Origin of the sequence: Glycomyces harbinensis, from assembly GCF_900101745.1 — a bacterium.
Classification (GTDB): Bacteria; Actinomycetota; Actinomycetes; order Mycobacteriales; family Micromonosporaceae; genus Glycomyces; species Glycomyces harbinensis.
The window spans coordinates 124,807-148,757 of the sequence record NZ_FNAD01000007.1 but is presented as its reverse complement, the minus strand read 5'-3'; the positions used below and the strand labels follow the sequence as shown (position 1 = coordinate 148,757).

The following is a 23,951-nucleotide window of genomic DNA, read 5'->3' as shown; positions in this document are numbered from 1 at the left end:
GTGGTGACGGGGTCGGGGTGGTCACGGCAGGAAGATCGGGCTCGGCCAAAGCATGGCGCAACGCACCGAAAGCCACCGGCAACTCGGGCTGCTCGGGCACCGACGGCGCAATCCCGAAACGAGCATGAAGCCTCGTAGCCACCAGCGGCATCCGACTGGAACCACCGACCAGCAACAACGCGGTCAACTCCGCGGGCTCGACCCCGGAACGCTCAAGCGTCCGGCGGGTCTCATCCACCGCGCGCGCCACCAAAGGGTCGGCGAGGCTCGTGAGCTCGTCGCGGGTCAGGTGCAGGCCCATCGGGTTGTGGCCGGGCAGTGCGACCGGCGCGGTCGAGGTCCGCGAGAGCATCTCCTTGGCCGCACGAACCTCACCCCAGAACGCCAGCCGATCACGCAGATCCGCGGTCGTCTCCGGCTCGGACAAGCGCCGCCACAGCTCCAGGTCGCGCCCGGCCACAATCCGCCCCAGATGCGCGGCCAGCGTCATATCGACATCGAGACCGCCCAGATCGTCCAAGCCCCCGACCGCGAGCGTCCGCAACCGCCCGTCCTCAGCCCGACGCACCACCGCCGCATCGAACGTCCCCCCACCGAAGTCGAAAATCGCAACCGCACCACCCACCGGGATCTCCTGACCCAAGACCTCCGCGCAGTACGTCGCGGCCGCGATCGGCTCGGGCAGGAGGCGGACCCGGGGCAGGGCCGCGACCTGCGCGGCGCGCTCGAGGACCGCGCGGCGCACCGGACCCCAGTCCGCCGGATAGGTCAGCACCGTCTCAGTAGGGCGCAGCCCCGAAGCGGCGGCCTCGTCGGCGATCCGCCGCAGGCCCGTGGCAAGCAGCTCCTCCACCGGAACCTCCCGGTCACCGAGCAGGACCGTGCCCTCGTCGATGCGCCGCTTGGGATGCGACTCGAACCGCTCAGGCTCGGCAGCGGCCAGACGCTGGGCGTCGCGGCCGGTGTGGAGGTCCCCGCCGGTGTCGAGGAACACCCCGGAAGGCAGCAGCGGCGAACCGTCGAAGAGCAGCGAACGCGGCTCCTGACCGTCACGACCGACAACAGCAACGGTATGGGTGGTGCCGAGATCGACGGCAAGCCAAACAGGGGTCTGCACGATGTCCTACTCACTCAATGCCGAACCAAGGAAAAACCTTGAGACACAACAGGTCGGAACGGGAGCGAACGGTCAATGCGGGCGGGGCGAGCCGTGATCCATCGCGAGGGTACAGCGCTCGAACAACCATGGAGGCTCGCATGAAGATCGCTGCCGTGCAGGGCATCCGCCGAAGACCGTTGGCAGTCGTCGCTGTCGCCGGGGTGATCGAGTCGGTGTCGATCTCCGCGTCCGTCAGTCGCAAGTGGACGAAATGCCCCTCAGCGCCGACGAGCCGTACTAAGAAAGCGGTGCAGGTACCGCGCCGGTGGTGCGGAGGAGGTCGAGTTTTCCCGCGTGGGTGCTTCCCGCTGCGGCCGTGTAGGTCACCAGGTGCAGGTCCTCGCCCGGGACGTTGAGGACATCGCAGTCGAGCCGGATGTCGCCGATCACGGGATGCCGGATCGTCTTGCTGTCGGTGGCGTGCGGGGCGGCGTCCGTCTCCATGTCCCAGATTCGAGCGAAGGCGGCGGACGTTCCCCGCAGATCGCCGACAAGGTGTTCGAGTCCGTCATCGGCCGGATAGCGGGAGGCGGCGTCTTTAAGGTCCATGACGATCGAGGTCTCGAAGGCGTCCTGTCCGCGTTCGGAGTGGACGGTCAGCATCGCCGCACGGGCGGGCCCTCCTCCGAACAGGGCGCGGGCGAGATTGCGCTCGGAGGCGGGAAGCGCGGCGGGGTCACCGTGCAGGGCACACCACATCGCGTTCCACCACGCCAGGGTCCAGTCTGCGGTGAACACCCCGATCGGCACGTCGCCGAGGCGGGCGGCGAGCCGCTGGATGCTCGGGGGCACCGATGCGCTGATCATGCCATCCCTCGGCGGTAGGAGCCCGGCTCCGCGGTACAGGCGGTCGCGTTCGGCCCTGGTGAGTTGCAAAGCCCGGGCGAGCGCACCGACGACCTGGGCGGAGGGGTGCTTCGCGCGTCCCTGTTCCAGGCGCAGGACATATTCGACTGAGAGCCCGGCGAGTTCGGCGAGTTCCTCGCGACGCAGGCCCGGGGCGCGGCGGCCGGAGGTCACGGTGAAGCCGGCGTCGGCCGGGGACAGGCGGTCGCGCCAGGCGCGCAGGAGCGCCCCGAAGCCGGAACGGGAAGCGGTCATCGGACCATTGTTCCAGCGCTGGGGCGAACGAGCCTGGGTACCGACGGTCCTAGGGACGATCAGGGTACTGGTCGGCGCTGCTGAAGGTTGCGACCATGGCGGTTCGCCGAGGCCGGCGCACGAGCAGTGGAGGACAGTCCCTTGCAGCACACCATCGTCATGACCGGCGCGAGTCGCGGTATCGGCCGGATCGCCGCCGAGCGCCTCCTCCAAGGGGCGCCCGACGCACACTTGGTCGTGGTCGCCCGCCCCGGTTCCGGCGCGTCGCTGACCGCGGCATTCGCGAAGAGCGGGTATACCGTCTCGCATTTCGAGGCGGATCTCGGCTCGCCCGCCAGCGTCCGGGCCGCGGCGACCGCGATCGGGGAACGGCTCGACCGAGGCGACCTGCCGCCGCTGCGGGCCTTCGTGGGCAACGCGGGCGTCCAGTACACGAATGCGCTCACCGCGGGGCCCGGCGGGTTCGAGTCCACCTTCGCGGTCAACGTATTGGCCAACCACGTGTTCATCCGCACGCTCGAGGCGCGTTTCGCCGCTCCCGCCAGGATCGTGATCACCGTCAGCGACACGCATTTCGGCGATTTCAGGCACAACCTGGGAATGGTGCCCGGGCCCGTCTGGTGCCCGCCCGGCACCCTTGCCCGGCCCGGTGCCTTCCCCGCGCCGGAGACCGCTGCCGCCGGGCGCACCGCCTATTCCACGAGCAAGCTGGCCGCCGTCTACCTGGTGCACGAGTACGCTCGCCGCCTGCCGGGCGGGATCGACGCCGTCGCCTTCAATCCGGGATTCGTCCCCGGGACCGGCCTCGCCCGCAACGCGGGCCCGGCCTCCCGGTTCGCGATGCGGCGCCTCCTGCCCGCGATGACGCTCACGCCGTTCGCCACCACCGGCCGTGCCGCCGGGCGGCATCTCGCCGACGTGGTGCTCGGCGCGGTCGCGGCACCGACCGGTTCCTATGTCGACCGGGGCCGGGTCGACCGCTCGTCCGCGCAGTCGTATGACGAGCACCGCGAACGCGAATTGTGGGACGCCGTCGAAGCGTTCGCCTCCCGCGCGAAGCGGGCCTGACAACCTGGGTAAACGGTGTCGGCGTCGACCCAACGCTGCCCCGAACACCATGCAGCGCAGCTTAAGCAGGATCCTCGACCGACCTTATTCGGTCGTGAAGGCGAGCACCTCTTGGACTACGGCCTCGGCGTTCTCCTCTGCCAGCCAGTGCCCGGCCTTTGGGATCTCGACGGCACTGCGAAGCTCATCGAGCAGAGGAGCGACGGTCGGCTCCGTGTTGCTAAGGGACCCCTCGGCCGTGAGCAATATCGTCGGCACCGCAATGGGCGGGGCGGCGGAGTTGTCGATCTGATCCTGGCCCAGTGAGCGATAGAGCTCGAAACCGTTGCTGAGGACCTCCGGGCGTGAGTAGGTGCGGAGGTACTCGTCGATCCGCGCCGCACTGAACGGCGGTTCCGTCCGGTCGCCGCCGAACGCTGATCCTCCATGGGCGACCTGGGTGTAGAACTCGGTGAGGTAGTCGCGGACGTCGTCGGGGTCGTCGACGATCCGCTCCGGAATGGATGGTTGGCTGTTGAACGCCATGTGCCAGGAGAACCCGCGGTACTGATCAGCGGGCAGGTGTTCGGTGCTGGGCAGCGGGTAGTCCATGTGCACGTACCGGTGCACGGACTGGGGGTACTGGGCCGCGTATTGGAACCCGACTCCCGCGCCGAAGTCGTGGGCGACCAGTGAGATGCGGTCGAGCCGCAAATGATCCTGCACCAGGGAATGGACGTAGGTCGCGAGCGTCTTCTTGTCGAAGCCGGTGGGCGTCCCCGTGCTGTCGCCGAGGCCGGGCAGATCGACCGCGTAGACCGTATGGTGCCGTGCCAGCGCGGGGAGGACGTCGCGCCACGCGTACCAGCTCTGCGGCCAACCGTGCAACAGCACCATCCCCGGTCCCTGCCCGCCGGTGACTGCATGCATCGACACGCCGTCGACCTCGTCGAAACGGTGCTCGAACAAGCGGTTGAACTCGATGTCGTCGCGGGTCGCGTCGTCGTATCGGCTCGTCGCGCCATCTGCTTCGCCGGAGGGCTCCGCCGTGGTGGTGATCTTCGTGCCCAAGGGGATGCCGAGCAGGGTCCCCGCTCCCAACCCGGCGGCGGCCGAAAGTGCCTGCCGTCGGGTGACTCGCTTCGGTGTCGTCGTCATGCCCCCACCCTCACAGGGGGCATCCACATCTGCCAACTTTCCTGCAGAACTGCAAATCATGCTCGCCGCAGCGCTGAGTCGCACCGAGTTGCTCACGGGCCGGTCAGGTGGATTCGTTCGCCTTGTTGTCCGTAGATGGCGATGGTCTCGGCAGGTCGGTCGGCGTTGGCGTTGGCGATCCAGTGGGGTGTCATGGTGTCGAACTCGGCGGCTTCGCCGGCCTTGAGCACGGTGCGATTGTCGGCCAGGGCGAGGTTGACCGAGCCGTCGAGAACGTAGAACCACTCCCGTCCCGGGTGGGTGTGGTAGCGGAGGGCCCGGGCCTTCGAAGCCGGTGGGTAGATCACTTTGAAGGCTTGGAGGGCCCCGCCGTGCACGCCGAGCGGGATGAAGGTCAAGCCGTGTCGGCGGATCGCCTTGAGATGGACGCGAGGGTCGCCGACACGGGGTGCGGCCACGAGTTCGTCCAGCGGCAGGCCGTAGACCCGGGCGAGTGGGAGGAGTTGTTCCAGTCCGGGGCGGACCAGGCCGCGTTCGAGCCGCGAGATCGTGCTCGCCGAGATTCCGCTGCGGTCGGCCAGTTCGGTCAGGCTCAACCCCAGCGTTTGGCGGAAGCCGCGGAGGCGGGCCCCGACGGCGTCGAGGACCTGTTCGTCGTCCATTGCGGCTCCATTCGCAGTTCCTCGCAATGAGTCTGCTGTCGGCGTCGATTTGCAGTTCTGCAAGGACGCTAGCAGTTTCGCATGGCCGGGTGTCATCGTTCGAGACGCGGCGAGGGCGCGGCGGCGTGGGCTGCGAGCTCGGTGAGTTTTTCCCGGACTTGGTCCGCTTCGGCGTATTCAAGGTCGGTGAGCAGGTCCAGCGCCTCCTGCCACGTCTCGCGGGCGGCGTCGAACATGCCGTTGGCACGGTAGAGGTCTCCCAGGTGAGAGAGGGTGTCGGCCTCGAAGAAGCGGTCTCCGAGCTCCCGGTACTGGTCGCGAGCGCGGAGGTAGCAGTCGAGCGCCTGGTCGCTGTCGCCGAGTCCGTGGTGGATGTAGCCGAGGCTGTCCCAGACGTTGGCCGCCAGGGAGACGTACCCGAGTTCCGTGCACAGGCGCAGTGCCTGCTCGCAGAATCGGCGTCCCTTCTCGTGTTCGCCGACCTGGGCGTGGTACCACCCGATCGAGTTCAGGGCCCGCGCCTCTCCGAATCGGTCCCGTGCTTCCCGATAGAGCGCCAGGGCCTGATGCGAGTGGCCGAGTGCCTCGGCGCCGTCCCCGTTCCGTTGTGCGAGGTGGCTCAGGTTGCGGTATACGGCCGCCTGCCCTGTCAGGTCGCCCGCCTGCGCGGACAGATCCAAGGCGCGCGCCAGGTGTGAGCGGCTGTCGTCCAGTCGCCCGAGCCGGGTGCTGGACCATGCCAGGACGCGGTGCGAGTGGGCCTGCGCGGCCGCGTCCCCTGTCCGCTGGGCCGCGGACAGGGCCGTGTGCTGCACCTCGACCAGTTCGAACAGCCGGCCTCGCAGGGAGAGGAAGTGGTGGAGAGTCCATGCCAGTTGCCACACATGTACATCGAAGACGCCGGAGGCGTGGAAGCCGGCCGCGGACATGGAGGTGTGCTCGGCTTCGAACCAGGCCATGGCCGCCGTACGGTCGGCGAGGGGCTCGGGGACGACCCCGGGGCCGGGGTCGACCAGCGGCACGGCCATGTCGGGGGTGCCCGGGTAGACCAGGAGGTTGGCGGCGTGCGCGGTGTGGACGTAGTGGTTGAGAAGCCGGAATGTGGCGGCGTTCCGGTCCTCGTGCGGATCGACGGTCTCGGCGAGTTCGATCGCGTAGGCGCGCAGCAGGTCGTGAAGTGCGAAGCGGTCGGGGGCGGTTTCCGAGACGAGGTGGGCGCGAACCAGTTCCGCCAGGAGTCTGCGAGCCGGTTCCAGCCTGAGGGCGGCAAGACTGGCGACGGCGGCTGCGGCGATGTCCGGCCCGTGGTGCAGGCCCAGCAGCCTGAACACCCGGGCGGCCTCCTCGCCGAGGGTTCGGTACGACCAGGAGAACACCGCCCGCACGTCCGCGGTCGGGTCGTCGCCGGCCAACGAGTCGAGGCTGGTGTGCGTGTCGTCGAGCTCGGCGGCCAGCGCGGTCAGTGGCCGTTCGGCGCCGGTGGCCGCTTTCGCGGTGGCGACGGCCAGGGCCAGGGGCAGACGGGCGCAAGCGTTGACGACCGCCTGCGCGGCATCGGGCTCGGCGGCCGTGCGCGCGTCGCCGAGCCGGTGGGCGAGAAACCGCCGAGCCTCCTCATCGGTGAGCGGATGCAGAGCGATCGGGTGCGCGTTCTCGACGGCGATCAGGCCGGAAAGCCTGTCGCGGCTGGTTATGAGTACGAGGCTGCCGCTGCCTGCCGGCAGCAGCGGCCGTACCTGGTCGGCCTCGAACGCGTTGTCCAGCAGCACGAGAAGGCGCTTCTCGGCTACCGCGCTTCGGTACAGGTCGGCCTGCGATGCAGCCGTGGGAGGGATGCGCTCGGGAGGGACGCCCAGAGCGTCGAGGAACCCGCGGATCACCGCTTCCGGCGGCAGCGGCCGGCCGCCCGGGTCGAAGCCGCGGAGGTTGACGTACAGCTGCCCGTCGGGAAAGCGGTGGGTCACCTGGTGAGCCCAGTGGACGGCCAGCGCCGTCTTCCCCACGCCCGCCATCCCGCAGATCACGCCGACCACCACTGCTCCGGGAGTCCGCTTGTCGCTCTGCGCCACAAGGTCGTCCAATTCGGATAGCGGTTCCGCTCGGCCGGCGAAGTCGCCGATCGCGGGGGGCAGTTGCCTGGGCACCGGGCCGGGGGCGGGCGCTTCGACCGGTCGGGTCCGGACGCGCGACGCATCGTTCATGCCGGCTCGATGCGGCGCCGTCGCTTCGAGTGCAGGGTCACCGGACAGGATCTGTCGCTGGAGGCGCCGCACCGGTGCCGACGGTCGGATGCCGAGTTCATCGTCGAGCAGTCGATGCAGGCGCTGGTAGGCCGCGAGCGCTTCGGCTTGCCGCCCGCACCGGTACAGAGCGAGCAGCAGTAGCTCCCACAGCCGCTCCCGCAAGGGATGCGCCTCCACGAGCGCCTCCAATTCGACGACGGCGACGGGATGGCGCCCGGCTTCCAGCTCGGCGGAAAGGCACCGCTCGAGGGCCTCCAGCCGTCGTTCCTCCAGCGCGCGAGCTCGGTCGCGGACGACCGCCAGATCGACGTCGGCGAACGCCGGGCCGCGCCACAGTCCCATGCCCGCCCGGAACGCGTGCACCGCGTCGTCGAAGTGCCCGGCGTCCAGCGCCCGGCGCCCCTCGGACGCCAACCACTCGAACCTGTCGGCGTCCAGCGCCCCTGGCGGCACCTCCAGGAGGTAGCCGCCGGGGCGGCTGAGCAAGGTGTCGACGGCTCCCGAACCGCGAAGCAGTCGGCGCAACCGGTATACGTACGCCTGCAACGTGGCCTTCCCCGCCGGCGGCGGGTCGCCCTGCCACAGCTGGTCCATCAGCCAGTCGCGCCCCGCCGTCCGGTTCGGACTCAGCAGCAGCAGCGCCAGCAGCTCACGTTGCTTCGCCGCCTCGACCGCGACCGCCCGTCCCCGGTCGGCCAGCTCAACCGGCCCCAGTATCCGAAACTCCACCACATCCTCCACACGCTCAGTGCGAACAAATGCCGCAATACGCTCCATCATCGCGCAATCGCGCGGCCCTCGCAGTCCCCGCTGGCGCCGCCTCGCCAGCGCGACGCCAGCGCCGTGCCAGCGACCGGTGACAGCCTGAACCGAGGTCCCAACCGCCACGATCCTCCAGGAGCAGACATGATCCGCATCAGAGCGGCGATCATCGGGTTCGCCTCGGTCCTCGCCGCCGTCACCTTCGCCTTGACCGCTTCCCCCGGCCATGCGGCCGAACCCTCCACACCCGACTCCGCGCACCTCGCCTCAACCGGCGGCGGCAATCCGATCGAGGTGCAGACCTCGGCCGACTGCGTGTACTACCTGCGGGTCGTCGGCTACGAGGTGGGGCCCAAACGCACCGACGCCTGCAACCGGGGCGAGGGCGGGACCGGGGCCGCCCACTGGGTGTGCTCGGGCCTGCTGCAGTCCGGGGGCGTCACCGCCTATCACGCCGACAACGCCTGCACGCTGGCGGCGCGCTGACCCACCGGCAGCACTGAAGGAGAAGAGCATGAGAAGCACGCCTGAGTCCTCTACGTACACCCGGATCCGAACCCGCTTGGGCTGGTTCGCGACCGCGGCCTTCGCGATCGCGGCGCTGGCGTCGGCGGCCCTGCCGGCGACCGCGCACGCCGCACCGAACGACGCCGTCATCACCGGCGCCCCGGCACACGCCATGGCGCCGACCGGCACTGCTCACACCGACTCCACGGAATCGGTCAGCCCGCTGGCGTGGATCTACTACGCCTCTTACACCGACTATGCGAGCTGCTACAGCCGCGGCGTCAAAGGATCCGGCGGCGGTCTTCGCTGGAGCGACTTCGACTGCTATCGCGTCAGCACCAACCCCACGCAGTACGACCTGTACGTCAACACGTACTAGCGGCCAGGGGCGGAGATTCGCGGCCGGACCCGTTTGATCGATGCACGGATCTCGGTTGCGGTCTCCGTCCAGGTGAGCGGGCGTGGGTCGTCGTCGGCGATCCACGCCCGCAGATCGAGCGTGAGTCAAGACTCGACATCGATGCGCAGGGCATCGTCAGCCGCGTCGTTGCCGGCCATGTCGTTCACGCCTCCCGATCTCCCAGGTCGGACATGTCGAGGACGAACCGGTACCGGACGTCGCCGTCCTCCAGGCGGGTCAGTGCCTCGTTGACGCGCTTGGAGGGGAGGATCTCGATGTCGGCGGTGATGTGGTGCTCCGCGCAGAACGCCAGCATCGCGGCCGTCCCCTTCGTCCCTCCCGTACCGGAGGAGGTGAGCTTCTTGCGGCCGGCCGTGAGTTCCAGAATGCGCGGACCGGTCAGCAGCGGGTTCCCCACGACGGAAAGGGTCCCGTCCAGCCCGAGCAGTCGCAGCAGCGGGGAGAGGTCGTGGTCGGCGGAGATCGTGTCGAGGATGAAGTCGAAGCGACCACGAGCGATCTGCATCTGACGGTCATCGGTCGTCAGGAGAAGGCCGTCGGCTCCGAGCGCGAGTGCGTCGTCGGCCTTGTCGCCGGTGCGGCTGAGGACGGTGACCTCCGCCCCTAGGGCTACGGCGAGTTTCACGCCCAGGTGGCCGAGACCGCCGAGGCCGGCGATGGCGACGCGACTGCCACGTCCGATGCCCGCCGCCTGCAGCGGCTCCCACATCGTGATCCCCGCGCACATCAGTGGAGCGGCCGCGGCCGGGTCGAGCGCCTCGGGCAGGCGATAGGCGAACTGCTCCCGCAGCACGTACTCGCGGCTGTAGCCGCCCTTCGTCACCGCCCCGTCGACACGGTCTTTTCCGCCGTAGGTGCTGACGGGTCCGAGGTGGCAGAAGTTCTCCTGCCCGATCCGGCACATGGCGCATTCGCCGCACGAGTCGACGAGCGTGCCGACGGCCACGGAATCACCCACCGCGAAACCGGTCACGGCGGCGCCTACCGCGGTGACCGTTCCGGTGAACTCGTGACCGGGAACCAGCCCGCCGTCGTCGGACATGTGCGGTGTGGCGCCGTGGATCGCGTGGAGGTCGCTGTGGCACACGCCGCAGAAGGCGACCCGGACCGCGATGTCGTCGGCGCGGAGACTCCGGCGTTCGATCGTGACCCGTCGCAGCTCGGCGCTGTCGTTCGTACGCTGCCACGCAAGGGTGCTGGTGCTCATCAAGGCCTCCAAAAAAGAATAACTAGTTTGTCTTTATCGAAGCTAGACCACGTGCGAGCCAAAGTCAACTAACTGGTCTTTCTGATATCCTGTGGCCATGTCCGAGCCTCCGATGCCCACCACGTCGCGCGGTATCGCCACGCGCCGCAGGATCCTCGACGCCGCCGCCGCCGAGTTCGCACGAGTCGGGATCGCCGGGGCCCGGATGGATCGCATCATCGCCGCATCCGACGCCAACAGGGCGCAGCTGTACGCCTACTTCGGAAGCAAAGAGGGCCTGTTCGACGCCGTCATCGCCGACCGAGTGGACACCAGCACCGACAGCGTGTCCTTCGATGCCGACGACCTGCCCGGTTGGGCGGTGCGACTGTACGACCAGAACCTGCAGCACCCGGAGCTCGCGCGACTCATCGCCTGGACGAGACTCGAACGGCGCCCCACCGGGCGATGGTTCGACAACGCTGAGCACGAGTCGAAGCTTGCGGCCATCGCGACCGCGCAGGCGGCGGGTCGGCTCCGGGCAGGAGATCCCGCCGACCTGCTCGTCCTCCTCATCGGCATGGCCTCCGCCTGGTCCCCGTCGAGCAGCGTCTACACCGCCACCACCGAGGAGCCCGACGGCGACCACGACCGCCGACGCGCACTGCTGCGCGACGCCGTCGCCCGAGCCGTGACGCCCTGAGTTTCCCTCCACGCGACGAGCGCGGTCTGCCGCGAGCACCAGGTCCGGCTCGTGTCGGTGCGGCTACTGCCGGATGCCGCTTCGTGCGGCCTGCTCGACCCGGGCGACCAGGCGGCTGTTGTGGGCGGCGTGCGCGAATCCCGGGGTGTGGTGGGTGTCGTCGGCGATGTCGCGCGCGAGGCTCGCGTACACCTCGCCCACGTTGATGGAGGCACCGGCCCAGATCTCGGCCGCCGCCGGACCGCTTCCCGTGGCGACGGGGCTGTCGGGCGCTTCGAAGTCCACGCTCGAGGTCAGCGTGAGGTCGCCGACCTGGACACCGGCGGGGTGGTCGCCGGTCAGCTTCAGCCAGCCGTCGGATCCACGGACCTCGAGCCTGAACCGGGCGTCGGGCACTGGCACGCCCGCCAGGACCTGCACCCCCACGGGTGTGCCGGACGAGGTCTTGACGATCGCGTCGAGGTGGTCCGGCACCTCCCGGATGGTGGTCGTGCCGGTGTCGGTCAGCTTCACCTCCGGCCAGAGGAGCTCCGTGCGCGCATCGATCTCGGTGATGTCGCCGAGGACCGTCTCGATCACGTCCAGGACGTGGCCCACCGCGATCGTCATGAAACCCGCCCCGGCGGCCGCCTTGTCGAAGTACTCGTAGACGCTCACCGACTCCGGGCCGTTCCCGAACGTCGTCGCGGTGACCCGGGCCGACAGCAGCCGCCCGAGCCGACCCTGGGCGATGATCTCGGCCGCCCGGCGCACCGACGGGTTGAGGCCGCCCTGCAGCCCGATCGCCGTGTGCAGCGAGCCGGCCGCCAGGGCCATCTCCTCGGTTTCTGCGACCGTCGCGCCCAATGGCGACTCCGAGTAGACCGCCTTGCCCGCCGCGAGGGCGGCGAGCACGAGCTCGCGGTGCGCCGGGACCTTGACGGCGACGGTGACCAGATCGATCGACGAGTCGTCGATCAGCTCGTACGGGTCGGCGTACCAGCGCTCGGCGCCGAAGACCTCGGCGGCCTTGCGCGCGCTCTCCTCTCGCCGGGTCGCCACCGCCGCCAGCGCGAACTGCGGCTGGGCCGCCAGCGCGGGGATGTGCGACGCACCGGCCCAGCTCGCCTTCGTATCTGCGCCGATGATCCCGACGCGAATCACTCTGCTTGCCATGATGTGCTGCTCCGTTCGGTCTTCTGTGGTCGAGGCACGGTCGTCTCGTGCCGTTCGGTTCGTTGCCGCGCCGCGCTTCACCGGTCGATGGCGGCCATGCCGCCGGGGTCGTGGCGGTCACCGGACGCGGGGGCCAGGTTGTTCAGCCGGCCGACCTGGTCCGGGGTGAGTCGGATCCCGTCGGCGGCGATGTTCTCCTCGAGCCGCTCGACGCGCCGGGTGCCCGGGATGGGGTTGACGTCCTCGCCCTGGGCCAGGAGCCAGGCCAGGGCGATCTGGGCAGGGGTGGCTCCGACCTCGGTCGCCACGGCCCGGACCTCGTCGACGATGCGCAGGTTGCGTTCGAGGTTGCCGCCGGTGAACCGCGGGTTGGCACGACGCCAGTCGTCGGCGTCCAGACCGTCCAGGGAGCGGAGGTTCCCGGTCAGGAAGCCGTGGCCCAGCGGCGAATAGGGCACCAGAGCGATCCCCAGTTCGCGCAGCACCGGCAGCACCTCGGCCTCGGGGTCCCGCGTCCAGAGCGAGTACTCGCTCTGGACGGCGGCCACCGGGTGGACCGCGTGTGCGCGGCGGATCGTGGCGGGGCCGGCCTCGGACAGGCCGATGCGGCGGACCTTGCCCTGAGCGACCAGGTCGGCCAGGGCGCCGACGGTGTCCTCGATCGGTGTGCGGGGATCGACCCGGTGCTGGTAGTACAGGTCGATGCGGTCGGTGCCCAGGCGCCGCAACGACCCCTCCACGGCGAGTCGGATGTTCGCCGGCGTGCTGTCCGCTCCTGGCCGGCCCGTGTGGGACACCAGGCCGAACTTGGTGGCGAGCACCACTTCGTCCCGGCGGTCCTCGACCGCCCGGCCCAGCAGGGCCTCGTTGGCGCCGCCCCCGTACACCTCGGCGGTGTCCAGGTGCGTGACGCCGAGGTCCAGAGCGCGCCGGATGGTGCGGACCGAGTCCTCCTCGGGCTGGTCCTTGCCGGTGTAGAAGTCGGACATGCCCATGACTCCTAGACCGATGCGCGAGACTGCGAGCCCGCCCAGCGACGTGGTCTGCATCGAATGGTCCCCTCTTGGATCGGTTCGCCAGGTCCACGTCCGCTGCACGCACGATCTGAACTTGACGCATCAACATCAACTTGACGCATCAAGTTCTACACCCATGAACTTGATGTGTCAAGAACTCGCGCCGTAGACTGGTCTCATGCCGAAGACAGCGGACGCACGACGAGAAGACCGGAGCCGGCCTCAGGGCGATTCGGCGCCACGCGCGACGAAGCCACCGAGCACAGACGAGCCCGCCGACAGCTCGTCCGCCAGGGAGGCGCCCGCGGAAGCGAACGCTGAACCGCGCTGGCTGAACCAGCACGAGCTGGCGGCATGGCTGTCCAACTCCGCGATCATGATCAGCCTGCCCGCCGCCCTGGACGCGCGGATGCAGCGGGAGTCCCAGATGACGTTCTTCGAGTACATGGTGCTCTCCGTGCTCTCCGAGGAGCCGGACCGGACCATGCAGATGAGCGCGCTGGCCGCGCGCGCATCGGCGTCGCTGTCACGGCTGTCGCACGTCGTCGGACGGCTGGAGAAGCGGGGACTGCTCGCCCGGTCCCGGATACCCGGCGCCGGACGGCGCACCAACACGACCCTGACCGAGGCCGGATACGACGTCGTCGTCGCGGCGGCGCCCGGGCATGTGGCCGCAGTCCGCGAATACTTGATCGACGAGCTCGAACCGCGCGACCTGAAGGCCTTGCAGCGCATCGGCACGGCGGTCGAGACCGCCATCAACCGCGGACCCGCCCCCTCAGCGGCTGCGACGCCGGCTTCGCAACGCCGACCTTGAAGTCCTCGCCGGTGGAGAACCGGGTGTACCCCAGGGACAGAATCCCGGCCCGCCCCCGGCGGACGGGCTTCAGTGTCCGATGTCGAAGTCGCCGGCCTTGACCAGGCCGCTCTCGTAGGCGAACACCACGATCTGGGTGCGGTCGCGCAGCGCGAGCTTGGTGAGCACGCTCGAGACGTGCGACTTCACGGTGGCCGCTCCGATGAGCAGTTCCCGGGCGATCTCGGCATTGCTGGCGCCCCGGGCGACCGCGGCGACCACGCCGCGCTCGCGTTCGGTGAGCCGCCCCAGCCGCCGCCCGGCAGCCGAGTCGACCGGTCTCGGCTCGGCGAACCGGCCGATGAGGCGCCGGGTGATCGCGGGCGCCAGCAACGCCCCGCCCTCGGCGACGGTCCGGACCGCGCCGGCGAGCTGCTCGGCGGGGATGTCCTTGAGCACGAAGCCGCTCGCGCCCGCGCGCAGGGCCCGGTAGACGTACTCGTCGGGGTCGAAGGTGGTCAGGATGAGGACCCGCACCTCCCAGTCGGCCTCGGCCATGATGCGGGCGGTCGCCTCGAGACCGTCCAGTTCGGGCATCCGGATGTCCATGAGCACCACGTCGGGCCGATGCCGCCGCGCGGCGTCGATCGCCGCGAAGCCGTCCCCGGCCTCGCCGACGACGTCAATGTCCGGCTCGACCCGCAGCACCATGGCGAAACCGCCGCGCACCAGAGCCTGGTCGTCCACGACGAGGACGCGAACGCTCATGCGGCCCTGCCTCCCAACGGCAGTCGGGCCGCCACCTCGAATCCGCCCTCCGGACGCGGGCCCGCTCGCAGGGAGCCTCCGAGCAGCGAAGCCCGCTCCCGCAACCCGATGAGGCCATGACCGGTGGTCGCGTCCTGCGACGGCTCGCTCCCGAGCCCGTCGTCGCGGACCTCGATGACCAGCGCTTCCCGATCGACGCTCAGCCGCACCTCGGCACGGGCACCGGGACCGGCGTGCTTGAGCACATTGGTGAGCGACTCCTGGACGATCCTGTAGGCGGACAGCTCCGTCCGGCCGGGAAGCTCGGGCAGGCCCTTCGCGTCGAGTGCGACACCGACGCCGGCCTCCCGCATCTGCTCGACGAGCCGGGGCAGCGCCGCCAGTCCCGGCTGCGGCCCGAGGTCGAGGTCGCCTTCGGCGGGCCGCAGCACGCCGAGCAGGTGCCGCAGCTCTGCCAGTGCCTGGCGCCCGGCGTCCTCCACCGCGCCCATCGCTTCGACGGCGGCGGCCGGGTCCTCGGCCGCGACGGCTCTGGCGCCGCGCGCCTGCACGGTCATGAGGCTGACCCTGTGTGCGACGACGTCGTGCAGCTCCCGCGCGATGCGCGTCCGCTCCTCCGCGGCGATCCGGAGCACCTCGGCCTCCCGCTCGCGCACCCTGTCGGCAGCGCGCAGACGGCGCAGGCGGAGCACGCGTCCGACGTACCAGACCCCGAACAGGATCACGCTGCCGATGACGGTGTCCTCCCACCACCGGTCTCCCCCGGAACGCCAGGCCGACACGGACACCAGGGCGACGACGGCGGCCACCCCGGCCACGCCCCAGCGGACCGACCGGGCGTACCGGCCCGCACTGTACAGCGCGATGACGGCGGCCCAGCCCGGCTCGGACCCGCTGTACCCGGTCACGGCGCCCCACAGGACCAGCGCGATGCCGAGCACCGCGAACGGCGACCGCCGCCGCCACCACAGCGCGCCGGAGGCGACGGCGATGGCCGCCAGTGCGAACACCGGCACCTCGTCAACGGCGCGGAAGACCGTCGAGTCTCCCGGTCCGTCCACGAAGAACACCGTGAGGCAGAACGCCAGGACCGCGAGTGCGGCATCCGCGGTGCGGGGCCAGCGCGTGAACGGGCCGCGGACCCCGCCGGCGAAGCGCGCCCGGAAGCGCGCCGACGGACCCCTCCCGGCGCGTACCGCGGAATCATTGCTGGACACAGATTCAAGGTACGCGCGGCCGCCGTCCCGGTCATCCGCCGCGCGACGGATGGGACCTCACCCTCGGGGCGGAACGCCGCCCCGCGCTCCGGCCGAACGACCCACCGCGCGGGGGAGCCCGAAACCATCCGGCGGCCGACGACATCAGGGCCGCATCCCGGAAGAGTGGAACCGGCGGCACCGAGCCGCGAGTGAACCTGAAGGGACGATCCATGAACTCCCCGCATCCCCTTGGCGGCGATACCGTCCGACCGGCCGCCTCCGCGTCCGGGCTCGACCCGAGCCCCGTCAATGTCCGCGTCAAGATCGCTGCGGCCTGGACCTCGACGATGTTCGTCTTCGCCTACGTCGACCTGTTCGGCCTCTACCGCGCCGATGTCCGGAAGGAACTCGAGACCGGAACGATCGGCGGCTTCGCGGTCGGTCAGCCGTTCCTGCTCGCGACCCTCGCATTCGTGGCCGTGCCCAGCCTCATGGTGCTCCTCGCCCTGGTACTCCCGCCCCGTCTGAACCGGATCACCAATATCGCGCTGTCATGCGCCTACGCCGCCGCGATCATTGCCGCGGCGATAGGAGAGTGGCACTACTACCTCCTCGGCAGCGCCATCGAGCTCGCCCTGCTGGCGGCCGTCGCCTACTGGTCCTGGACCTGGCCCCGCCGGCCGCTCCAGGCGTGACGGCCCACAGGGAAGTATTAGGGTTGCCGACGAGAGGGCGGCATCGGCGCAGCGCGCTGCTCGCGCTCACGCCGTCCTCACCGGCAACCTCGTCACCGGCCGGAATCGCGGTTCCGCCGAGGTGATCGCGGCCAGGACCGCAATGCTCGACCGGCCTCCGTCGAGTCCACACCCGACTTCGAACTGAAGGAAAAGCGGCTTATGCAGACAGTGCTGGGATCGGGCGGTCAGATCGCCGAGGAGCTCACCCGCGAGCTGTACCGGAACTTCACCCACGACATCCGCCCGGTGAGCAGGAATCCCCGCAAGGTCCACGAGACCGATCAGCTCGTGCCGGCCGACCTCACCGATGCCGAAGCCACGGCAAGCGCCGTGGAAGGCAGCGACATCGTGTACTTCACCGCGGGCCTGCCGATGGACTCGCGGCTATGGGAGCGGCAGTTCCCGATCATGATGGCGAACACGATCGCCGCCTGTCAGAAGCACGGCGCGCGGCTGGTCTTCTTCGACAACACCTACATGTACCCGCGGACCTCGACCCCGCAGACCGAGGCGTCCCCGTTCGCGCCGGTGGGGCGCAAAGCGACGGTGCGCGCGCGGATCGCGACGACGCTGCTGGAGCAGATGGAGGCGGGCACGGTCGACGCGGTCATCTGCCGGGCTCCCGAGTTCTACGGCCCGGGCAAGACCCAGAGCTTGACCAACTCCGCGTTCTTCGACCGCATCAAGCAGGGCAAGCGGCCCATGGTGCTCCTGAGCGCCCACACCAACCGCACCCTGATCTGGACCCCGGACGCCGGCCGGGCCACGGCGCGCATCGGCAACACCGCTGACGCCTACGGCCAGACCTGGCACTTGCCATGCGACCCGGACCGACTCACCTATCAGGACATGATCGACGTCGCCTCCCAGGTCACAGGCAAGAAGATCTCGTACACCACCCTTTCGCGGCCGGCATTCAGGCTCGGCGGCCTGGTGAACCCGTCGATCCGAGAAGCCGCGGAGTTGCTGCCGCGCTATCGCCAGGACAACATCTTCGACTCCTCGAAGTTCACGACACGGTTTCCCGACTTCCCGGTCACCAGCTACCGCACGGGGATCGCGCACCTCCTCAACGGACAGGCGTGAAGCCCCGGACCGTTCCTCTCTCGATCGGGATCGCCGGATATGGGTTGACGTGTCCACATTTGGGCACACGCTCTCTCATGTGATCGACCCACCGGAGCGATAGAGGAGAGCGGTCATGACCGTTGACAGCCGTGAAGCGACCTTGACCGAGCGGACCCGGCCGGCGGCGCCGGGATGGCCGGAGATCCTCGCCGGGACCGCCGTCTACGTGGTGTCGCTCGTCCTCGTAGCCCTACTGCTGCCGCGGATCGAGAGCGACGCCGCGACCGGCGTCGTGGGGCTGCTCGTATCGGGGGTGATCGGGCTCCTCGCCTTCGCGCTCGCCGTGCGCCTCCGCATCCGCGACCTCGCGGTCTTCGGCGTCCGCCGGGCGAGGCCGCGCCACCTCCTCGTGGGCGCGACGCTCGGCCTGGGCGCGTACGTGCTCGGCACGATCGCCTCGCTCATCTACATCGTCTTGAGCGGCGACACGGAGAACATCCAGACGAGCTACCAGGCGGCCGCCGCGGGCGGCTGGTGGTACCTCGCCCTGGCGCTCGCGGCGGGAGCGGTCCTCACGCCGCTCGGTGAAGAGGCGTTCTTCCGCGGCGTGGTCGCCAACGCCCTGCTCCACCGGTACCGCGCCTGGATCGCGGTCGTCGCCAGCGCCGCGTTCTTCGCCCTCGCCCACGGCGTCAACCCGATCCTGCCCGTCGCGTTCGTCGTGGGCGTACTCACCGCCCTCCTGCTGCGCTGGTCGGGTTCGATCTGGCCGGGCGTGCTGCTGCACGGCGTCAACAACGCGATCGCGCTGCTCGTCCCGGTCCTCATCGGACTCGGCACCGAGTAGCGCCCGACTACAGCAGGTTCGCGTCCGCGAGAAGTTCTTCGAGGTAGGTGCCCTTGATCTTCGCCAATGCCGCCTTCTCGACGATGCGGGCCGTGAACGGCAGCTTGATGTCGTGGAGCGGCTTGCGGTCGTTGAGGTGGTAAAGGGCACTCAGGAGCACCCGCACGTCGAAGGAGGACCCGTACACCTCGGGGACGCCGCGGTCGACGTCGAGCAGGGTGTAGACGGCCTCCATCGCGGTGCGCACCGAGTACTCCGTGGTGAAGACGGTGTCGCGCTCGGTCTCGGCGAAGTTGCCGATGAACGCGAGGTTGACCGATCCCTCGGGCACCACGAGCGGGCGGTCGCCGATCGCCCTCGGCATGAAGTACGAGGTGATGTAGGGCATGTTGCAGGGCACCGTGCTCGCCGAGTCGCGCGCCAGGTCGTCGATCTGTTCGACGGGCACCCCGAGGTGAAAGAGCCACTCGGCGCACAGCTCGGCGCCGGTGCACTCCCTGATGGACTTCTGGACGTAGTCGCCGGGCCTGTCGGAGAAGAGGCCGTAGAGCCAGACGACGAGTTCCTTGTCCGGGTCCTGCGCGGCGAAGTGCGGCTGGCGGCTCATCGTGAAGCCGTAGAGCCAGCTCGAGTCCTTGATGCTGCACGGCCCGCCCGTGATGATCTCGCCCGACCTGGGATCGCGCCCGGTCAACCGCTCGATGTACGGCGCGATCTTGTCATCGGTCAGCGTGACCGTGGCCGAGATCGTCCAGTTGGCCTCGGGGATGTTCTCGCAGAACTTCTCGGGCCGACCGAAGTCGGGGTCCTTTGAAGCGAGCTGCTTCCACAGGGCCCAGGCGCCGCCCCGGTCGGTGACGACGGGAGCGGGGGTGTCGTTGTCTCCGTATGTCGAACTCTCCGTGATCGAACCGTTCGTCACCAGAACGAGGTCGGTGGGGGCGAGATCGATCTCCTGCGACTCGCCGCCGGCGGTCAGCCGTATCGCCGTGGCGATCTTCTTCCCGTCGCGGCGCTCGACGACGACGTCCTCGACCTGCGTCCCGTATCGGAACGTGACGCCGTGCTCCTCCAGGTACGTCGTCAGCGGCAGGATCAGGGACTCGTACTGGTTGTAGTGCGTGAACCGCAGCGAGCTCAGTCCCGCGAGGGACGAGATGTGGTGCACGAAGCGAAGCGTGTAGCGGCGCATCTCCATGGCGCTCGCCCACGGTTCGAACGCGAACATCGTCGCCCAGTACAGCCAGAAGTTCGAGGCGAAGAACTCCTCGCCGAAGCACTCGTCGATCCGTTTGTCCTGCAGGTCCTCTTCACGCGTCAGCGCGAGGGTCAGCAGTTCCTCGACGGCCTTCGGCGTGAGCGTCAGATCCTGCACGTCCTCGATGCGCTCGCCCCGGTGCTCGACGGCGCGGCACGTGTTGGTGCTGGGGTTGGTCTTGTGCAGCCGGTACATGTCGTCGAGGACCGAGGCGCCCGGTGTCTCGAGCGAGGGAACCGAGCGGAACAGGTCCCACAGGGTCTCGAAATGCGCTTCCATCTCGCGGCCCCCGCGGATGATGAAGCCCTTGTGCTCGTCGAGGATGCCGTCCATGCTGCCGCCGGGGAGTTCGAGCTCCTCGAAAACGGTGATGCGGTCCCCCGGCATCTGGGCGTCGCGGATCAGGAAGACCGCGCCCGCCAATGACGCCAGGCCCGATCCCACGAAGTAGGCGCGCCTGCCCTCGACGCCCTCCGGCTTGGGCGGCCGGGCGAACGCCTCGAAGTTTCCGTTGCTCCGATACACGGGATCGCTCCTCCTCCATGCGAACGACATCAGTTCAGCGCTCACGGAGCCTCACGTTATGCGAACATGCCGCGCACCGCATGTAAACGATGCCAGTACTCGGCCGAGGCGCTGCGGGATCGCTCGCCTATGCGGGAGGGGCCGCCAGCGAGGTGATGAAGCGCTCGGCCGCGGCGTCGATCTCGGCGTCGGGGGTCAGCAGCCCCTGCAGCAGCAGGCCCCGCATGCATGCGACTGCGATCAGGCTCTGCTGCTTCGCGTCGGCCGGTGTGAATCCGTCGCGAAGAGCGGCGTCCTCGAGGAGGCGTGCCAGGTCATCGATGTCGGCGACGAACTCTTCGAACGCGTCGGGCTCGTAGACCGCGAGGCCGACCAGGTGGAAGAAGGCCCGCGTTCGATCTCGGTGCGCGGCGTTCGAGTAGACACGCCAAATGGTCCTGCACAGGGGCACGAACCCGACCTCGGGGCCGGTCGCGGCGATGACGAGGTTGTCGCGGCGGCGTGCTTCCGACAGGACGGCGGCCAGCAGGCCCGCTCGTGATCCGAAGTGATAGGTCAGCAGCGTGTGGTGCACGTCGAGCCGCTCGGCGACCTGGCGCATCGAGAGGTTCGCGCCGGGGCCGTTCTCACCGAACTCATCGAACAGCGCCTGTAGCAAGCGCTCCCGACCTTCCCCGACCGGCGATCTCATGGAACCTCCCGTTGACGAACTCACCACTGTTGAGTAGACTACCGCACATCGAATTCACCACTGTTTAGGACCGCGACGCGCCGCCTCAGGACGGCCGCACTACGAAGGGGGAAGCTCGATGAGCGAGATTCTGCACGGCTGCCTGCCGGACACGGAGTACTTCGAGGCCACGGCACAGTCGGGACACCGCTACGGCGTCTGGGTGACCACGCCGCCCGGCTATGCGGACTCCACCGATCCGCTGCCGCTGATCTACGTGGTGGACGGCAACTGGGCAGTCGGCCTCACCGCGCCCCTCATCGTCACCCAGGCAGACCCGTATTTGACGATCACCCCGTACATCCAAGTCAGCGTCGGCTACGCCGGCGAGGAGGCCGCGGCCTGGGCGCACCTTCGCAACCGCGACCTGGTGCCGCCGGGCGAGCCCGTCAGCGACGAGATGGTGGCCACGGTCGCGTCGGCTCGCGACACGGGCGCGATGACCCAGGAGCAGGCGGACGCCTACCTCGCGAAACTGGCGGACACGCAGGCGGACCGCTTCCTCGACTTCCTGACCAACGAGCTCCACCCTGGGCTGCAATCGCGGTTGCGTGTCAGCGAGTCCGGGCACGGCCTCTTCGGCTATTCCTACGGAGGGCTTTTCACCCTCTACGCATGGCTGCGGGCGGCGGCCCCGTTCGCGACCTTCGGCGCGGGCACCCCCGGTGTCGCGAGCACCGACAGCCAGGTGTTCAAGCTCATCGAGGCCCTGCCCGAGCGCAGTGCGGACGCAGCCCCGCGGCTGCACGTCACGCTGAACGAATCCGAACTGCTAGGGGGAATTCCGATCTATCGAACACTGGCGCGCAACGTGCTCTCGGTGGTGGAAGAACTGCACGGCAAGGGGCGATCGCAGGATGTTTCGCGCGCGCTGCTGCACGAAACACACGTCACCGGGTTGCAGGCATCATTCCTGAGCTACCTGAAGACATGCCATGCGCGTTGACTTGAATTTTGACCTTGTGCGCCGAACCTATTGACTTTCGATAGATATCTATCGAGAATCGATGCATGAACAAACTCTTCATCGCCGTGCTGCGCACGGCCATCGCCGCGGCGTTCCTGGCCGGGCTTTTCGCGCAGATCAGCATGGTCGTCCACACGCCCTTGACCAGACTCTTCGACTTCTGGCCGCCGCTCGCCCCGTCGGTGCTGTCCGTGCCCGTGACGATCCTCGGCATCGCCTGCGTGCAGACCGTGCTCGCGGCCTCCTGGATGCTGGTCGGCATGATCGAGCGCGACGTCCTCTTCAACGACCGCGCCTTCCGCTGGCTCAAGCTCATCGTCGCCGCCACCCTCGCGGCGACACTGCTGGCCGCGGGCACCGCCGCGTTCCTCATGTTCAGGGGCATGACCTCGTCGCACGACTACGCGATGACGCTGATACTCACCTTCAGCACGGTCGTCGCCTGGGTCGGTGCCGGAGCCGGAGCCGTGTTCGCGACGATCATGGTCATCCTGCGCGGCCTGCTGCGCAAGGCCACCGACCTCAAAGCCGAGATGGCCGAAGTGGTCTGACGGCGATCATCGTCGACCTCGAAGGACGTGGCGGCTGCGACCGGGGCCTCAGGCGGGGAAGAACACCTCTGGGGCCGTGAACTTGTCACGCTGGGAGCCCGAAAGGTAGGCCATGGCGTCGTCGAGGGCCCTTTCGATGCCGGGGGCCTCCGCTTCGAGGGCCGACTTGATGCCTGCGAGTCGCTCGACGATGTTGCGCATGACCGCCAATACGCCGTCGCCGCCGGTGTCCGCTGTGGCGGCGTCGATGATCGCTCCGATGGCGCCGAGGACGCCCACGATGGCGCCCGCGACGGGTCCGATCACGGCGCCGACGCCGAACCCCGTGCCGATGGCCGAGGAGATCTGCGTCGTCGCGCTCGTGGCCTCGGCCAGGGGGCTGCCGGACTCGGCGCCTTCGGTGATGGCGTCGACTGCGCTGCTCATGAGCGCGAGGTACCGCTCTCGGGCCTTGTCGAGCACGGCCTCCATCGCCGCCATCACCCCGGCGAGCGCCTGGAATGCCGAGAAGGTCATCTCCAGGGACCCGGCCAGGGCCGGCAGGTAGTCCCATTTGAACTGGTAGGCGCTGCTGCCGGAAGGACCCTCCCAGTCCACGAGCTTGCCGCGGATGATCTCGGCCGGGTTCTGGGTGTTGGCGAGCTCGTAGCGCTCCAGTTCGGGCAGGATGACGCGAACGATGCGGTCGCGCACCTGGGCCGTTCCGCCTGATATGGCGCCGACCTCGATGAAGTAGCCGGTGTAGAAGCGGATGCTCGTCAGCAGTTCGGCCGCCTCCCCGTTCTGCGCGCCGAGCGGCGTCTTTGACATGATCGCCCGCTCGACCTGCTGGTGGGCCGTCCTCGCGTCCGAAATGAACGACTGGTCCCCCTTCGGCATGTCCTCGCCCTAACCCTTGTCGGCCGCGGTGTGGAGGGAGTGGAACTCCCCCGCGGTCTCCGTGTCGAACTGCTCGTATTCTTCGGCGATCCGGAGGAGTGCCTCCGCGGCGTCCTGGATGCGTTCTTCGGAGATGTTCAGACACTCCGACAACGCCTCGGTGAACTGGCTCCAGCGCTCCTTGACACCGCTGAACGGGCCGTACGAGGCCACCTCGGAGCCGAGCACGCTGATGCCCGCTTCGCGGAACGCCGCGCTGGCATCGCCCTCCGTCCTGAAGAATTCGAGGCGTGCCTCCTCGATGTCGTCGGCGATGGGCTGCATCTCGCCGAGGGCGACATCTCTGATGGCGTCGGGATCACTGCGGTACTGCTCGGTCATGGACTCCACCTGCTATGGATTCGGGCATCGGGTCAAGCCTGGATCCGAGCACGCGAATTTGCCACTGCACGTTGGAATCCATTGGAATCGCGGCACGGTCGGCCACCTTGCTGCGACGCGGCGGC

The 23,951-nt window shown here is 69.1% G+C and carries 23 protein-coding genes and 1 pseudogene; 10 read left to right on the top strand and 14 right to left on the bottom strand.

The features are described from left to right. Nucleotides 1-121: 121 nt before the first annotated feature. Both BLQ63_RS29955 and BLQ63_RS13520 read right to left on the bottom strand, forming a co-directional pair. Nucleotides 122-853, bottom strand: a pseudogene (locus tag BLQ63_RS29955) (Hsp70 family protein); the annotation flags it as partial. A 543-nt stretch (nucleotides 854-1,396) separates the two neighbouring features. After that, the gene (locus tag BLQ63_RS13520; protein ID WP_091035366.1) at nucleotides 1,397-2,260 is read right to left on the bottom strand and encodes a helix-turn-helix transcriptional regulator; all 864 of its coding nucleotides are present in this window, start codon (nucleotides 2,258-2,260) and stop codon (nucleotides 1,397-1,399) included. A gap of 141 nt (nucleotides 2,261-2,401) precedes the next feature. On the opposite strand from BLQ63_RS13520, the gene BLQ63_RS13515 reads away from it, so the two are divergent. Then, a complete protein-coding gene (locus BLQ63_RS13515) occupies nucleotides 2,402-3,328 on the top strand; it encodes an SDR family NAD(P)-dependent oxidoreductase (RefSeq protein WP_091035362.1) in 927 nt (308 codons plus the stop codon). A gap of 84 nt (nucleotides 3,329-3,412) precedes the next feature. Here the strand turns inward: BLQ63_RS13515 and BLQ63_RS13510 are convergent, their stop codons facing one another. The 3 genes from BLQ63_RS13510 to BLQ63_RS13500 all read right to left on the bottom strand — a co-directional run bounded on the left by BLQ63_RS13510 (nucleotide 3,413) and on the right by BLQ63_RS13500 (nucleotide 8,258). Then, nucleotides 3,413-4,465: an alpha/beta fold hydrolase gene (locus BLQ63_RS13510; protein ID WP_091035359.1), complete on the bottom strand. Its 1,053-nt coding sequence runs from the start codon at nucleotides 4,463-4,465 to the stop codon at nucleotides 3,413-3,415. Nucleotides 4,466-4,557: 92 nt separating this feature from the next. Then, nucleotides 4,558-5,127, bottom strand: a complete 570-nt coding sequence (locus BLQ63_RS13505) for a helix-turn-helix domain-containing protein (RefSeq protein ID WP_091035356.1) — start codon at nucleotides 5,125-5,127, stop codon at nucleotides 4,558-4,560. 92 nt (nucleotides 5,128-5,219) lie between these two features. Continuing rightward, entirely contained in the window at nucleotides 5,220-8,258 is a 3,039-nt protein-coding gene (locus tag BLQ63_RS13500; RefSeq protein WP_177154928.1) for an AfsR/SARP family transcriptional regulator, read from the bottom strand. A gap of 18 nt (nucleotides 8,259-8,276) precedes the next feature. Between BLQ63_RS13500 and BLQ63_RS13495 the strand changes: the two genes are divergently transcribed. Beyond that, entirely contained in the window at nucleotides 8,277-8,618 is a 342-nt protein-coding gene (locus tag BLQ63_RS13495) for a hypothetical protein (protein WP_177154927.1), read from the top strand. A 28-nt stretch (nucleotides 8,619-8,646) separates the two neighbouring features. Continuing rightward, entirely contained in the window at nucleotides 8,647-9,018 is a 372-nt protein-coding gene (locus BLQ63_RS13490) for a hypothetical protein (RefSeq protein WP_143014880.1), read from the top strand. A 184-nt stretch (nucleotides 9,019-9,202) separates the two neighbouring features. Here the strand turns inward: BLQ63_RS13490 and BLQ63_RS13485 are convergent, their stop codons facing one another. After that, nucleotides 9,203-10,267 (bottom strand): NAD(P)-dependent alcohol dehydrogenase, encoded by a 1,065-nt coding sequence (locus BLQ63_RS13485; RefSeq protein ID WP_091035338.1) that lies wholly within the window; start codon nucleotides 10,265-10,267, stop codon nucleotides 9,203-9,205. Nucleotides 10,268-10,364: 97 nt separating this feature from the next. Here BLQ63_RS13485 and BLQ63_RS13480 point away from each other — a divergent pair, with 97 nt between their 5' ends. Next, nucleotides 10,365-10,949, top strand: coding sequence for a TetR/AcrR family transcriptional regulator (locus tag BLQ63_RS13480; protein ID WP_091035981.1), 585 nt, complete (start codon nucleotides 10,365-10,367; stop codon nucleotides 10,947-10,949). A 63-nt stretch (nucleotides 10,950-11,012) separates the two neighbouring features. On the opposite strand, the gene BLQ63_RS13475 is transcribed toward BLQ63_RS13480, so the two are convergent. Both BLQ63_RS13475 and BLQ63_RS13470 read right to left on the bottom strand, forming a co-directional pair. After that, entirely contained in the window at nucleotides 11,013-12,104 is a 1,092-nt protein-coding gene (locus BLQ63_RS13475) for a Gfo/Idh/MocA family protein (protein ID WP_091035335.1), read from the bottom strand. Between the two features lie 77 nt (nucleotides 12,105-12,181). Further along, nucleotides 12,182-13,153, bottom strand: coding sequence for an aldo/keto reductase (locus tag BLQ63_RS13470; RefSeq protein WP_091035330.1), 972 nt, complete (start codon nucleotides 13,151-13,153; stop codon nucleotides 12,182-12,184). A gap of 145 nt (nucleotides 13,154-13,298) precedes the next feature. Here BLQ63_RS13470 and BLQ63_RS13465 point away from each other — a divergent pair, with 145 nt between their 5' ends. Further along, entirely contained in the window at nucleotides 13,299-13,937 is a 639-nt protein-coding gene (locus BLQ63_RS13465; RefSeq protein WP_218125244.1) for a MarR family winged helix-turn-helix transcriptional regulator, read from the top strand. Between the two features lie 69 nt (nucleotides 13,938-14,006). Here BLQ63_RS13465 and BLQ63_RS13460 read toward each other — a convergent pair whose 3' ends face one another. Both BLQ63_RS13460 and BLQ63_RS13455 read right to left on the bottom strand, forming a co-directional pair. After that, the gene (locus BLQ63_RS13460; protein WP_091035325.1) at nucleotides 14,007-14,684 is read right to left on the bottom strand and encodes a response regulator; all 678 of its coding nucleotides are present in this window, start codon (nucleotides 14,682-14,684) and stop codon (nucleotides 14,007-14,009) included. Continuing rightward, complete coding sequence (locus tag BLQ63_RS13455; RefSeq protein ID WP_091035322.1) at nucleotides 14,681-15,901, bottom strand: sensor histidine kinase; 1,221 nt, start codon at nucleotides 15,899-15,901, stop codon at nucleotides 14,681-14,683. Before BLQ63_RS13455 ends, BLQ63_RS13460 begins: the two co-directional genes overlap by 4 nt. A gap of 212 nt (nucleotides 15,902-16,113) precedes the next feature. Between BLQ63_RS13455 and BLQ63_RS13450 the strand changes: the two genes are divergently transcribed. The 3 genes from BLQ63_RS13450 (at nucleotide 16,114) to BLQ63_RS13440 (ending at nucleotide 18,535) form a co-directional block, all read left to right on the top strand. Then, nucleotides 16,114-16,578, top strand: a complete 465-nt coding sequence (locus BLQ63_RS13450) for a DUF6326 family protein (protein WP_143014879.1) — start codon at nucleotides 16,114-16,116, stop codon at nucleotides 16,576-16,578. Nucleotides 16,579-16,779: 201 nt separating this feature from the next. Beyond that, nucleotides 16,780-17,706 (top strand): NAD-dependent epimerase/dehydratase family protein, encoded by a 927-nt coding sequence (locus BLQ63_RS13445; RefSeq protein ID WP_091035317.1) that lies wholly within the window; start codon nucleotides 16,780-16,782, stop codon nucleotides 17,704-17,706. 115 nt (nucleotides 17,707-17,821) lie between these two features. Further along, nucleotides 17,822-18,535, top strand: coding sequence for a CPBP family intramembrane glutamic endopeptidase (locus tag BLQ63_RS13440; RefSeq protein WP_091035314.1), 714 nt, complete (start codon nucleotides 17,822-17,824; stop codon nucleotides 18,533-18,535). A gap of 7 nt (nucleotides 18,536-18,542) precedes the next feature. On the opposite strand, the gene BLQ63_RS13435 is transcribed toward BLQ63_RS13440, so the two are convergent. Both BLQ63_RS13435 and BLQ63_RS13430 read right to left on the bottom strand, forming a co-directional pair. Further along, nucleotides 18,543-20,318 (bottom strand): oleate hydratase, encoded by a 1,776-nt coding sequence (locus BLQ63_RS13435; protein ID WP_091035309.1) that lies wholly within the window; start codon nucleotides 20,316-20,318, stop codon nucleotides 18,543-18,545. A gap of 127 nt (nucleotides 20,319-20,445) precedes the next feature. After that, complete coding sequence (locus tag BLQ63_RS13430) at nucleotides 20,446-21,009, bottom strand: TetR/AcrR family transcriptional regulator (protein WP_091035306.1); 564 nt, start codon at nucleotides 21,007-21,009, stop codon at nucleotides 20,446-20,448. Nucleotides 21,010-21,127: 118 nt separating this feature from the next. Here BLQ63_RS13430 and BLQ63_RS13425 point away from each other — a divergent pair, with 118 nt between their 5' ends. Next, nucleotides 21,128-21,994: an alpha/beta hydrolase gene (locus BLQ63_RS13425; protein WP_091035303.1), complete on the top strand. Its 867-nt coding sequence runs from the start codon at nucleotides 21,128-21,130 to the stop codon at nucleotides 21,992-21,994. A gap of 65 nt (nucleotides 21,995-22,059) precedes the next feature. Next, nucleotides 22,060-22,566 (top strand): DUF2975 domain-containing protein, encoded by a 507-nt coding sequence (locus tag BLQ63_RS13420; RefSeq protein ID WP_091035300.1) that lies wholly within the window; start codon nucleotides 22,060-22,062, stop codon nucleotides 22,564-22,566. Nucleotides 22,567-22,614: 48 nt separating this feature from the next. On the opposite strand, the gene BLQ63_RS13415 is transcribed toward BLQ63_RS13420, so the two are convergent. Then, nucleotides 22,615-23,445, bottom strand: coding sequence for a hypothetical protein (locus tag BLQ63_RS13415; RefSeq protein ID WP_091035295.1), 831 nt, complete (start codon nucleotides 23,443-23,445; stop codon nucleotides 22,615-22,617). 9 nt (nucleotides 23,446-23,454) lie between these two features. Further along, nucleotides 23,455-23,826 (bottom strand): hypothetical protein, encoded by a 372-nt coding sequence (locus tag BLQ63_RS13410; protein ID WP_091035292.1) that lies wholly within the window; start codon nucleotides 23,824-23,826, stop codon nucleotides 23,455-23,457. Between the last annotated feature and the right edge of the window lie 125 nt (nucleotides 23,827-23,951).

What these genes read in the sequence shown, in the direction of transcription:
- BLQ63_RS13520 (WP_091035366.1), bottom strand. Translation starts at nt 2,260, where the DNA reads ATGACCGCTTCCCGTTCCGGCTTCGGGGCGCTCCTGCGCGCCTGGCGC.
- BLQ63_RS13510 (WP_091035359.1), bottom strand. Translation starts at nt 4,465, where the DNA reads ATGACGACGACACCGAAGCGAGTCACCCGACGGCAGGCACTTTCGGCC.
- BLQ63_RS13505 (WP_091035356.1), bottom strand. Translation starts at nt 5,127, where the DNA reads ATGGACGACGAACAGGTCCTCGACGCCGTCGGGGCCCGCCTCCGCGGC.
- BLQ63_RS13495 (WP_177154927.1), top strand. Translation starts at nt 8,277, where the DNA reads ATGATCCGCATCAGAGCGGCGATCATCGGGTTCGCCTCGGTCCTCGCC.
- BLQ63_RS13490 (WP_143014880.1), top strand. Translation starts at nt 8,647, where the DNA reads ATGAGAAGCACGCCTGAGTCCTCTACGTACACCCGGATCCGAACCCGC.
- BLQ63_RS13485 (WP_091035338.1), bottom strand. Translation starts at nt 10,267, where the DNA reads ATGAGCACCAGCACCCTTGCGTGGCAGCGTACGAACGACAGCGCCGAG.
- BLQ63_RS13480 (WP_091035981.1), top strand. Translation starts at nt 10,365, where the DNA reads ATGTCCGAGCCTCCGATGCCCACCACGTCGCGCGGTATCGCCACGCGC.
- BLQ63_RS13475 (WP_091035335.1), bottom strand. Translation starts at nt 12,104, where the DNA reads ATGGCAAGCAGAGTGATTCGCGTCGGGATCATCGGCGCAGATACGAAG.
- BLQ63_RS13470 (WP_091035330.1), bottom strand. Translation starts at nt 13,153, where the DNA reads ATGCAGACCACGTCGCTGGGCGGGCTCGCAGTCTCGCGCATCGGTCTA.
- BLQ63_RS13465 (WP_218125244.1), top strand. Translation starts at nt 13,299, where the DNA reads ATGCCGAAGACAGCGGACGCACGACGAGAAGACCGGAGCCGGCCTCAG.
- BLQ63_RS13460 (WP_091035325.1), bottom strand. Translation starts at nt 14,684, where the DNA reads ATGAGCGTTCGCGTCCTCGTCGTGGACGACCAGGCTCTGGTGCGCGGC.
- BLQ63_RS13450 (WP_143014879.1), top strand. Translation starts at nt 16,114, where the DNA reads ATGAACTCCCCGCATCCCCTTGGCGGCGATACCGTCCGACCGGCCGCC.
- BLQ63_RS13445 (WP_091035317.1), top strand. Translation starts at nt 16,780, where the DNA reads ATGCAGACAGTGCTGGGATCGGGCGGTCAGATCGCCGAGGAGCTCACC.
- BLQ63_RS13440 (WP_091035314.1), top strand. Translation starts at nt 17,822, where the DNA reads ATGACCGTTGACAGCCGTGAAGCGACCTTGACCGAGCGGACCCGGCCG.
- BLQ63_RS13430 (WP_091035306.1), bottom strand. Translation starts at nt 21,009, where the DNA reads ATGAGATCGCCGGTCGGGGAAGGTCGGGAGCGCTTGCTACAGGCGCTG.
- BLQ63_RS13425 (WP_091035303.1), top strand. Translation starts at nt 21,128, where the DNA reads ATGAGCGAGATTCTGCACGGCTGCCTGCCGGACACGGAGTACTTCGAG.
- BLQ63_RS13420 (WP_091035300.1), top strand. Translation starts at nt 22,060, where the DNA reads ATGAACAAACTCTTCATCGCCGTGCTGCGCACGGCCATCGCCGCGGCG.
- BLQ63_RS13415 (WP_091035295.1), bottom strand. Translation starts at nt 23,445, where the DNA reads ATGCCGAAGGGGGACCAGTCGTTCATTTCGGACGCGAGGACGGCCCAC.
- BLQ63_RS13410 (WP_091035292.1), bottom strand. Translation starts at nt 23,826, where the DNA reads ATGACCGAGCAGTACCGCAGTGATCCCGACGCCATCAGAGATGTCGCC.